Source organism: Rossellomorea sedimentorum (assembly GCF_046237645.1).
In the GTDB taxonomy this organism is placed as follows: Bacteria; Bacillota; Bacilli; order Bacillales; family Bacillaceae_B; genus Rossellomorea; species Rossellomorea sedimentorum.
This window is the reverse complement of sequence record NZ_CP143546.1, coordinates 1-10,000: the sequence shown is the minus strand read 5'-3', so window position 1 is coordinate 10,000 and position 10,000 is coordinate 1. Positions and strand designations below refer to the sequence as shown.

At 42.0% G+C, this 10,000-nt stretch carries 8 protein-coding genes (1 of these 8 cut by a window edge); all 8 read right to left on the bottom strand.

Annotation, left to right across the window (positions count from 1 at the left end; translation table 11 throughout):
- Positions 1 to 118: the 5' end (the start) of an HD-GYP domain-containing protein gene (locus tag V1502_RS00040; RefSeq protein ID WP_409252434.1), read on the bottom strand. 968 nt of this gene lie to the left of the window's left edge; only the first 118 of its 1,086 coding nucleotides appear in the window; its start codon is at positions 116 to 118; its stop codon lies off the left edge, out of view.
- A 336-nt stretch (positions 119 to 454) separates the two neighbouring features.
- Complete coding sequence (gene gyrA / locus V1502_RS00035; protein WP_409252433.1) at positions 455 to 2,974, bottom strand: DNA gyrase subunit A; 2,520 nt, start codon at positions 2,972 to 2,974, stop codon at positions 455 to 457.
- A 303-nt stretch (positions 2,975 to 3,277) separates the two neighbouring features.
- A complete protein-coding gene (gene gyrB / locus V1502_RS00030; RefSeq protein WP_409254405.1) occupies positions 3,278 to 5,194 on the bottom strand; it encodes a DNA topoisomerase (ATP-hydrolyzing) subunit B in 1,917 nt (638 codons plus the stop codon).
- Between the two features lie 70 nt (positions 5,195 to 5,264).
- Positions 5,265 to 5,525, bottom strand: a complete 261-nt coding sequence (gene remB / locus V1502_RS00025) for an extracellular matrix regulator RemB (protein ID WP_409252432.1) — start codon at positions 5,523 to 5,525, stop codon at positions 5,265 to 5,267.
- 9 nt (positions 5,526 to 5,534) lie between these two features.
- Entirely contained in the window at positions 5,535 to 6,653 is a 1,119-nt protein-coding gene (gene recF / locus V1502_RS00020) for a DNA replication/repair protein RecF (protein WP_409252431.1), read from the bottom strand.
- Between the two features lie 14 nt (positions 6,654 to 6,667).
- Positions 6,668 to 6,889 (bottom strand): S4 domain-containing protein YaaA, encoded by a 222-nt coding sequence (yaaA, locus tag V1502_RS00015; protein WP_409252430.1) that lies wholly within the window; start codon positions 6,887 to 6,889, stop codon positions 6,668 to 6,670.
- Positions 6,890 to 7,211: 322 nt separating this feature from the next.
- Positions 7,212 to 8,348, bottom strand: a complete 1,137-nt coding sequence (gene dnaN, locus V1502_RS00010) for a DNA polymerase III subunit beta (protein WP_409252429.1) — start codon at positions 8,346 to 8,348, stop codon at positions 7,212 to 7,214.
- Positions 8,349 to 8,653: 305 nt separating this feature from the next.
- Positions 8,654 to 10,000, bottom strand: a complete 1,347-nt coding sequence (dnaA, locus tag V1502_RS00005; protein ID WP_409252428.1) for a chromosomal replication initiator protein DnaA — start codon at positions 9,998 to 10,000, stop codon at positions 8,654 to 8,656.

Sequence of the window (10,000 nt, the reverse complement as noted above, 5' to 3'; positions counted from 1 at the left end):
CCTTGATATGTATATCTTGAATTACAGTATTTTTTGGAATGATGGGCATGGAGGTCATACCTTTAATCTCCTGATAAAGAATGCATCCTTCTTCCACATCACGAATATTTACCTTCATCTCTCTCACCTCTGTTCCGCTTTCACTTCTTTATTTTACCAGATAACAAGTGGACAGCGTACTGTTTTTAAATAAAATAGCACCCAGATTAAACACATCAGAGCAAACAAACCTTCAATTTATACTGCAGGGTTGTTTTTTCAACTAGGTGTGTTAAAGACTAATGTTGATTTTTGGTGAATTTCCGCTACAGGCGCGCGACTCGGTTCAATTAACTATGATGATACCTTGAGCTATATAATTTATCTTTTTTTTGCCCTAAATAACAACACTATCAACAAACAAAGCTTTCAACTAAAAAAGATCACTCCCCTTAAATGGAGAGTGATCTTGTCTTTATTCATTATCTTTTTCTTCAGCAGATTCCTCTGTCGTTTGTTCTGATGATTCCTCCGTCAGATCAACCGGAACCTCTTCTTCTTTTTCTTCTTCTTTTTCAACTTTAGCCACTGTAGCGACACTGCTGTTTTCATCCAGGCGGATCAATTTAACTCCCTGGGTGTTTCTTCCCGTTGTCGAGATATCATTTACATCCATCCGGATCAGGACACCATGTGCGGTAATGAGCATCAGGTCTTCCTCGCCGGTCACAGCTTTAACAGAGATAAGCTCCCCGTTTCTTTCTGTAATGTTGCATGTTTTCAATCCTTTACCGCCACGGGTTTGGATTCGGTACTCCTCGGCAGGGGTACGCTTACCGAAGCCTTTTTCCGTAACGACCAGCACATCATCTTTTTCTTCCAGGATTTCCATGCCGACAACGATATCTTCGGAATCGAGGCTGATTCCTTTTACGCCGGTAGCCGTCCTTCCCATTGAACGTACATCCGTTTCAGGGAATCGAATCAGCATCCCTTTTTGAGTCCCAATAATGATGTCTTTGCTTCCATCAGTCAACTTAACAGAAATGAGTTCATCATTCTCCCTTAAGTTGATGGCGATTAGCCCGTTGGTTCTGATATTGGCAAAGTCAGACACTGGGGTACGTTTTGAAATACCCTGCTTCGTCGTGAAGAATAAGTACCAGTCATCAACAAATTCTTCGATGCGAATCATGGCATTGACCCATTCACCTTTTTCAACACCCAGCATGTTAATGATCGGAATTCCTTTCGCCGTCCGGCTGAATTCAGGAATTTCGTATCCTTTTGCTTTAAATGCCTTTCCTTTATTCGTAAAGAAAAGAATCGTATCGTGCGTGGAGGTGGTCAAAAGATGTTCAACGAAATCATCTTCATTTGTTCCCATCCCCTGGATTCCTCGTCCACCGCGTTTCTGGCTGCGGTAGGTGGAGACAGGCAGGCGTTTGATATAGCCGTTATGCGTGAGTGTCAAGATGATATTCTCACGCGGGATAAGATCTTCATCCTCAATCTGTTCGATCCCACCAGCCACGATTTCTGTCCGGCGTTCATCATTGAAGCGATCTTTGATTTCAGTTAATTCTTCCCTGATGATATCCAATACTTTTTCTTCATCAGCAAGAATGGCTTTCAATTCAGCAATCAGTTTTACCAGCTCTTGATATTCGTTTTCGATTTTATCGCGTTCCAAACCGGTTAAGCGCTGAAGTCGCATATCAAGGATAGCCTGTGCCTGCTTTTCGGTGAGGGAGAATTTCTCCATCAATCCTTCACGGGCAATGTCAGTGGTCTGGGAGCCACGGATCAAGGCGATGATTTCATCGATATGGTCAAGCGCAATCCGCAATCCTTCGAGGATGTGAGCGCGTGCTTCCGCTTTCTTCAATTCAAATTCAGTTCTTCTGCGGATTACAACTTTCTGGTGCTCTAAATAATAATACAGGCATTGCTTTAGATTCAGGACCTTCGGCTGTCCGTCTACAAGTGCAAGGAGGTTGATACCAAAACTTGTCTGCAGCGCTGTCTGTTTGTATAGGTTATTTAGAAGCACATTGGCATTCGCGTCTTTGCGGACTTCGATCACGATCCTCATTCCGTTACGGTCTGATTCGTCACGAAGGTCTGTGATCCCCTCTATCTTTTTATCTCTAACTAAATCAGCAATTTTTTCGATTAGTTTTGCTTTATTGACCTGATAAGGGATTTCGTCGACGATGATTGTTTCTTTTCCATTCGCCTTCGTTTCAATTCTTACTTTGGCCCTCATCGTGATGGAGCCTTTGCCTGATTCATAGGCTCTGCGGATTCCGCTTCTGCCGACAATCATTCCCGCAGTAGGGAAGTCGGGGCCTGGGATATAATCCATCAGTTCCTGTATCGTGATTTCCGGGTCACGGCTCAATGCAAGCAGACCGTCTATTACCTCGCCCAGCTGGTGTGGAGGAATGTTGGTTGCCATACCTACAGCGATACCGGACGAACCATTCACCAAAAGGTTCGGGAAGCGTGAAGGCATTACGATCGGTTCTCGTTCTGAACCGTCATAGTTGTCCCTATAGTCAATTGTATCTTTATTGATATCACGTATTATTTCCATTGAAATCTTGGACATCCTGGCTTCTGTATAACGCATCGCTGCTGCTGAATCTCCGTCCACAGAACCAAAATTCCCATGCCCATCCACAAGCATGTAACGGTAGTTGAAATCCTGTGCCATACGCACCATTGTGTCATATACAGCAGTGTCACCGTGTGGGTGGTACTTACCGATTACTTCTCCGACGATACGGGCTGATTTCTTATAGGCTTTATCCGCTGTCATTCCCAAATCGTTCATCGCATACAGGATTCTTCGGTGAACAGGCTTTAGGCCGTCACGTACATCCGGCAATGCACGGGAAACGATAACACTCATTGCATAGTCCAGGAAGGATGTTCTCATTTCCTGACTTATATTGATTTCTTTTACATTAGAACGTGGTGTTTCCGCCATAATAGAAGGGACCTCCTTTTAAAGGTAATTGGTTACCTATGTCCGCTTTTTGTTTCTTTCTTGCTACACTTTTCCTTGTACCTTTTACAAAAAGAGTACAGGTTGATTTCCGCTCCGGGTGCCCGACTCCACTTCAAACAAATAAATATGAAAATAAATTTGTAACATAAGAAAGATAGCTTACTGAGTTATTTATTGATCAGTTTGTTATAGATACTTCAAAATATTTTTCTGCCTTATCCCCTTAGCTATAAGGGTTCTATGTAAAAGACAGGATAGAAATATTTCTATCCTGCTTATGGATTAAACGTCCAGGTTTTTCACATATGCAGCATTGTCTTCAATGAAGTTTCTGCGTGGTTCCACTTTATCCCCCATCAGCATTTCGAAAGTTTCATCTGCTTCGATGGCGTCCTCAAGGCTTACTTGCAGAAGCGTCCGGTATTCAGGATCCATTGTTGTTTCCCAGAGCTGCTCGGCATTCATCTCACCGAGACCTTTATAGCGCTGGATCCCCGGTTTAGGCTGTGCAGGCAGTTTGGCCAATGCTTCCTCCAACTGTTTGTCTGAATAGACATACTCCACCTTTTTACCCTGCTTGATTTGATATAACGGCGGCTGGGCAATATAGATGTAACCCGCTTCAATAATTTGTCTCATATAGCGATAGAAGAATGTCAGCAGCAGTGTGCGGATATGCGCTCCATCGACATCGGCATCTGTCATGATGACGACTTTTTGGTAACGTGCCTTGGAAATGTCGAAGTCTTCTCCGATTCCTGTTCCCAATGCAGTGATCATCGCCCGGACTTCATTATTCGATAAAATTTTATCCAGACGCGCTTTCTCGACGTTGATGATTTTCCCTCTTAAAGGCAGGATTGCCTGGAAGTGACGGTCACGGCCCTGTTTGGCTGAACCGCCCGCGGAGTCACCCTCAACGATGTAGATTTCACTGATTTTTGGATCTCTTGAAGAACAGTCAGCCAGTTTACCAGGCAAGCTGGATACTTCCAGGGCACTCTTGCGGCGGGTAAGTTCCCGGGCTTTTTTGGCAGCCAGCCTCGCTCTTGCAGCCATCAGGCCTTTTTCAACTACTTTTCTGGCAACTACCGGATTTTCCAGTAAGAAGGATTCAAAATGCTCAGAGAAAAGAGCATCCGTGATCGTTCTTGCTTCAGAGTTGCCCAGCTTCGTTTTTGTCTGTCCTTCAAACTGAGGATCAGGGTGTTTGATCGAAATGATTGCCGTAATTCCTTCCCTGACGTCTTCTCCGGAAAGGTTGGCATCACTTTCTTTATATAAATTATTTTTACGGGCATAATCATTGATGACACGAGTCAGGGCTGTTTTAAAACCTGATTCATGTGTTCCGCCTTCATATGTGTGGATATTGTTGGCGAAAGAGTAAATATTGCTCGCAAAACCGTCATTATACTGAAGGGCTATTTCCACGGAAATGTTTTCTCTCTCTCCTTCAACGAAAATAGGTTCTTCATGGACGACTTCTTTGGAACGGTTCAAGTGCTCGACATAAGACTTGATGCCGCCCTCATAATGATACTCATTCTTTTTGTCTTCCACACGTTTGTCTTCAATGATGATCTTGATTCCTTTGTTAAGGAAAGCAAGCTCACGCAGACGGTTAGCTAGAATGTCGTACTCATACTCAGTGGTTTCTGTAAAGATCTCAGGATCGGGCTTGAAGTGAATGATTGTTCCGGTTACATCTGTTTCACCAGTCACTTTTAGATCAAAGCTCGGAGCACCTTTTTCAAATTTTTGATAGTGAATCTTGCCGTCACGGTGTACAAATACCTCTAATTCAGTAGAAAGTGCATTTACGACTGATGCACCTACACCATGCAGACCCCCTGAAACTTTATATCCGCCGCCGCCGAATTTACCGCCGGCATGGAGTACGGTCATGATAACTTCCACAGCAGGCCTACCCATCTTTTCGTGGATACCGACCGGAATTCCCCGTCCATTATCTTGTACGGTGATGCTGTTGTCCTCTTCAATGCTCACCTTGATTTCAGAACAGTAACCTGCAAGTGCCTCATCGATACTGTTATCGACGATTTCCCATACCAAGTGATGAAGTCCTTTGGAACTAGTGGAGCCAATATACATTCCCGGACGCTTTCTTACGGCTTCTAACCCTTCTAAAACCTGTATCTGATTCTCATCATAAGATTGTCTTTGTTCTTGTTCCATTGTCAAACCAATTCACCTACACTTCCTGTGCATGTAATCATGCTTGAATATAAATGTTGCTTTAGTACCTCTATCTATTTAAAAGATTGTCATGGGTATTCCATTTTTTCGAACGCTTCTTCAATGTGGTGGATGCCAATGGTGAAAGATACAGGTGATCTACGGTGACCACCAGAGACTTATATGTACCCTTAGCCAGGTTGCTCGTCTGTTTCTCTTTCTTTTTCAAGAATGATTGCATTTCTTCCGAAAACTGGACAGTGTCCTTGTCTAGAATCGCTACAATTTCATCTGATCTTACCATCACATCTTCTCCAACATGAATATACATGGAAACACCTCATTTCACTCTCTTGATATGACCGGACTCAACTTCGAAAGTTGTGGCATCATTCAATGTCTGGTGGTCGATGCCATCAACACTGGTTGTCGTGACAAAGGTCTGCACTTTTCCCTGAATGGTATTCAATAAGTGCGACTGCCTGAAATCGTCCAGTTCTGACAACACATCATCCAGCAAAAGAATTGGGTATTCTTTAATTTCCGAATGAATCAATTCAATTTCCGCCAGTTTTAACGATAGAGCAGTCGTACGCTGCTGTCCTTGCGAACCGAACGTCTGCACATCCCTGTCATTTACGAAAAACTGCAGGTCGTCCCTGTGTGGACCGGCGAGGGTGACACCTCTGTCGATCTCCCTTTGACGAATACTGTGGAACTTGTTCTCTATTATCTCTACCATTTTCGACCAATCTTGATCATTGCATACATCGACAGACGGTTTATAGTGAATATCCAGGGATTCCAGACCCCTTGATATACCTGAATGGATGGGACGTGCCCATTCTTGAAGCAGTTTGATAAAATCAAAGCGTTTTTTGATGATCTTGCCTGTCATTTCAACCAGCTGTTCGGTCAAAACATCCAGCATCGTCTCATCCTTCTGTTTTTTTGTCTGCAGCATCTTCAAATAATGATTACGCTGCTGAAGGATCTTTTGATACAACGCAATATCATGCAAATAGACAGGTGAGACCTGCCCGATTTCCATATCAATAAAACGACGCCTTACTTGAGGGCTCCCTTTTACAAGATGGAGATCTTCAGGCGCAAACATGACGACATTCATATTGCCAACATACTGGCTCAATTTCTTCTGTTCAATATGATTGGACTTGGCTTTCTTCCCCTTTTTGGAGATGACTAATTCCAAGGGAAGCGAGCCATTATGTTTTTTGATCCTACCTTTTATTTTAGCATATTCCTCATCCCAGCGTATCAAATCTTTATCATTTGATGTCCTGTGGGATTTTGCCATTGCCAAGACATAAATCGACTCCATGATATTGGTCTTTCCCTGGGCGTTCTCACCCAGAATGACGTTCACATTATTTTCAAAAGAAATATCGACGGAGTCATAATTCCGATAATTTTTGAGCTGTATTTCTTCAATGTACATGCACAGACATCCTCTTATTCTTCGTCAGAGATGATGAAAGCCCCGTTCTCTTCAATTTCAACTCTGTCTCCAACCCTCAATTTTCTTCCTCTTCTTTGATCTTGTTCCCCGTTCACATGAACTTCATATTCGCTCAGGAACCACTTGGCCATCCCGCCTGATTGAATAACGTCCGCAAGCTTCAGGAATTGGCCCAATGTAATATATTCAGTATCTATTGCGATTTGCTTTTCCACGATCCATCACTACTTTCCGACAGTAATATCTAATAATATATTTTACTATATTTTCACCTTAATACAAAACACAACCTGTGTTCGCCCATTAATTCCTCTAAGACCTGGATAGGAATTAAAAACAATAGACTCCATCACTTTAAAGCGCTAAAAGGGACAGTCCCTCTTATTACTTTAAAGTGTTAAAGAATTTGTGTGTTTTTTTTGGCAGCATATGCCTTAAAACAAATTGCAATGTCCCTTTAAAAATATTTCCAAAAAGAAAAAACTGGCTACATAACTCCTGAATGATGTTATATAGCCAGTTAAATTCATTTTGTGATTAATACGTTCTTACAGGCAGTATCAACTGGAGGATGGAATCATCATGAAGCGGTTTAATGACAAACGGTCTCATGGCTCCTGTGAAGTTGATATGAATCTCTGTCCCCTCTAACGCTTTTAATGCATCCATCATGTACTTGGCACTAAAAGAGATTTTCAATTCTTCCCCGTTAACGGATTGACTTTGAACTTCTTCGATGACTTTCCCGATTTCTGGTGTGTTAGATGAAATCTCAATAATGCCGTTGTCAATTGTAGATAGCTTAACAACATTATTTCTTCCCTCTCTCGCTAGAAGAGAAGCACGATCAATCGCCTGAAGGAATTCTTTTGTCGCAAGGGTCAACTCCGTCTTGCTTTCATTCGGGATCAAACGGCTGGTGTCAGGGTAATTCCCTTCAAGCAGTCTCGAGAAGAACAATAAATGTTTTGCTTTAAACAAGACCTGGTTATCCGTAATGACAATTTCTACAGGTTCGGAATTGTCATCAAGAATTTTACTCAGTTCTGTCAAACTCTTTCCTGGAATCACAATGTTATATTCTCTTCCATTGTCATTTTCAAGTGGTGCCTTTCTCATTGCCAGGCGGTGGCTGTCTGTTGCAATACAGGAAAGTTCCCCGTTTTCGACCTTCCAGTTTACACCTGTCAAGATTGGGCGTGTTTCTGAGGTGGACACTGCGAAAACTGTCTGCCTGATCATCGTCTTCAACAAGTCAGTAGGAACTTTTAAAGCATTTCCTTCTTCAATTTGCGGCAGATGAGGATATTCCTCAGGATCCAATCCGTTTAAGTTAAACTCAGCTTTCCCTGAACGGATGACTGTCTGTAAATGATTTTGCACTTCTATCTCAACTGTATCCATAGGAAGTTTTTTAACAATCTCACTAAAAAACTTCGCTTGAAGTACAATCCCGCCTTTTTCAATAACTTCTACAATTTCATTGCCTTCTTCTTCTTTAGGGATAAAAGACTCAATGGATATATCTGAATCACTTCCAGTCAAAGTGACTCCTTCATCATTTGCAATGATTTTAATACCCGTAAGAATCGGAATGGTTGTTCTGGATGTTACAGCCTTCATTACATCTCCGACACTTTGTACGAGATCGTCCCTTTGGATAACAAATTTCATTATCTTTTTCCTCCAGTTTGAACATATTTTTTTTATTGCAGCATATACTAATATATTTATAAAAAAATAGTACTAGTAGTAATAGGGCCTGTTAGTATGTGGATAAGTGCTAAAAACGAAAGTAAACACAGCCTATCCACATGTGGACAGACTGTGTGAAAACATAGCAAAGTTATTAACAGTATTCAGGATAACTCTCTATTTAATTTTACGGCTTTTTTAAAAGGCAAGGTGGGAATTGAGACAAGAAGAGGATGTCTTTCATTCCAGTCAACTCTTAAAAAAACAAAAAGCTATAAAAGCCCTTAATTCTTCAAAAGATCCCTGATTTCTTTCAACTGATGCTGAAAAGTGGAGTCAGATCCAAGCATTTTTGAGATTTTTTCATGCGCATGGATGACCGTAGTATGGTCCCTTCCCCCGAACTCTTCCCCAATTTTAGGAAGTGAGAAATCAGTCATCTCCCTGGATAGATACATAGCGATCTGCCTCGGGAATGCGATTGATTTAGTTCGCTTCTTCGCTTTGAAATCTTCAATTTTGACGTTAAACTGCTCCCCGACAATCCTTTGAATGTCAGCAATCGTAATCACCTTTGGCTTGGAACTTGGAATGATATCTTTCAAGGCTTCTGCTGCAAGATCAGCATTAATATCCTTGTTTATCAGTGATGAATATGCGACTACCCTGATCAAAGCACCTTCAAGTTCACGAATGTTGGAATCTATTTGATTGGCGATGTAGAGCATCGCTTCGTTCGGGATATCCAGGCCTTCCGCTTTTGCCTTCTTTCTTAGAATCGCAATTCTGGTTTCAAGATCAGGAGGTGTGATATCCGTGATCAATCCCCATTCAAAACGGGAACGGAGCCTGTCCTCAAGAGTCGGTATCTCTTTTGGAGGCCGGTCACTTGAAATGACAATTTGCTTGCTTTCCTCGTGGAGTGTATTGAACGTATGGAAGAACTCTTCCTGGGTTTGTTCTTTTCCAGCAAGAAATTGAATATCATCAATCAAGAGGACATCGACATTTCGGTATTTATTACGGAAATCGACTGCTTTATTGTCTCGAATGGAATTAATGAATTCATTCGTAAATTTTTCAGATGATAAATAAACCACCTTTGCTGCCGGATTATGCTCAAGTACATAATGGCCGATAGCATGCATTAAGTGGGTTTTCCCAAGTCCAACTCCTCCATATATGAAAAGAGGGTTGTAGGCTTTTGCCGGCGCTTCAGCAACAGCAAGGGATGCAGCATGGGCAAAGCGGTTCCCGGATCCAATGACAAACGTATCAAACATATACTTAGGATTCAGCATATTTTGCTGAAAGTCCTGACCGTCATCATTATCCACCACTTTTTTCGGAGGTACTGGTATATCAAATTCTTCCGGTTCCTGGTTTTGCGGGATAATGAATTTAACTATGAGTTCTTCACCCGTAATCTCTAATAGTACATCGGAAATTAATTGAGAATACCTTCCCTCGAGCCAATCTCTTGCAAATTCATTGGGAGCGGTGATGATAAGTGTATCGCCTTGTATGGAATGGGCTTTAGTTGATTTAAGCCAAGTATCGAAACTGGGCTTGCTAATCTTTTTCTCTATATTTGAGAGGGCTTTATTCCATAAGTCCCCTATATTCTCCAA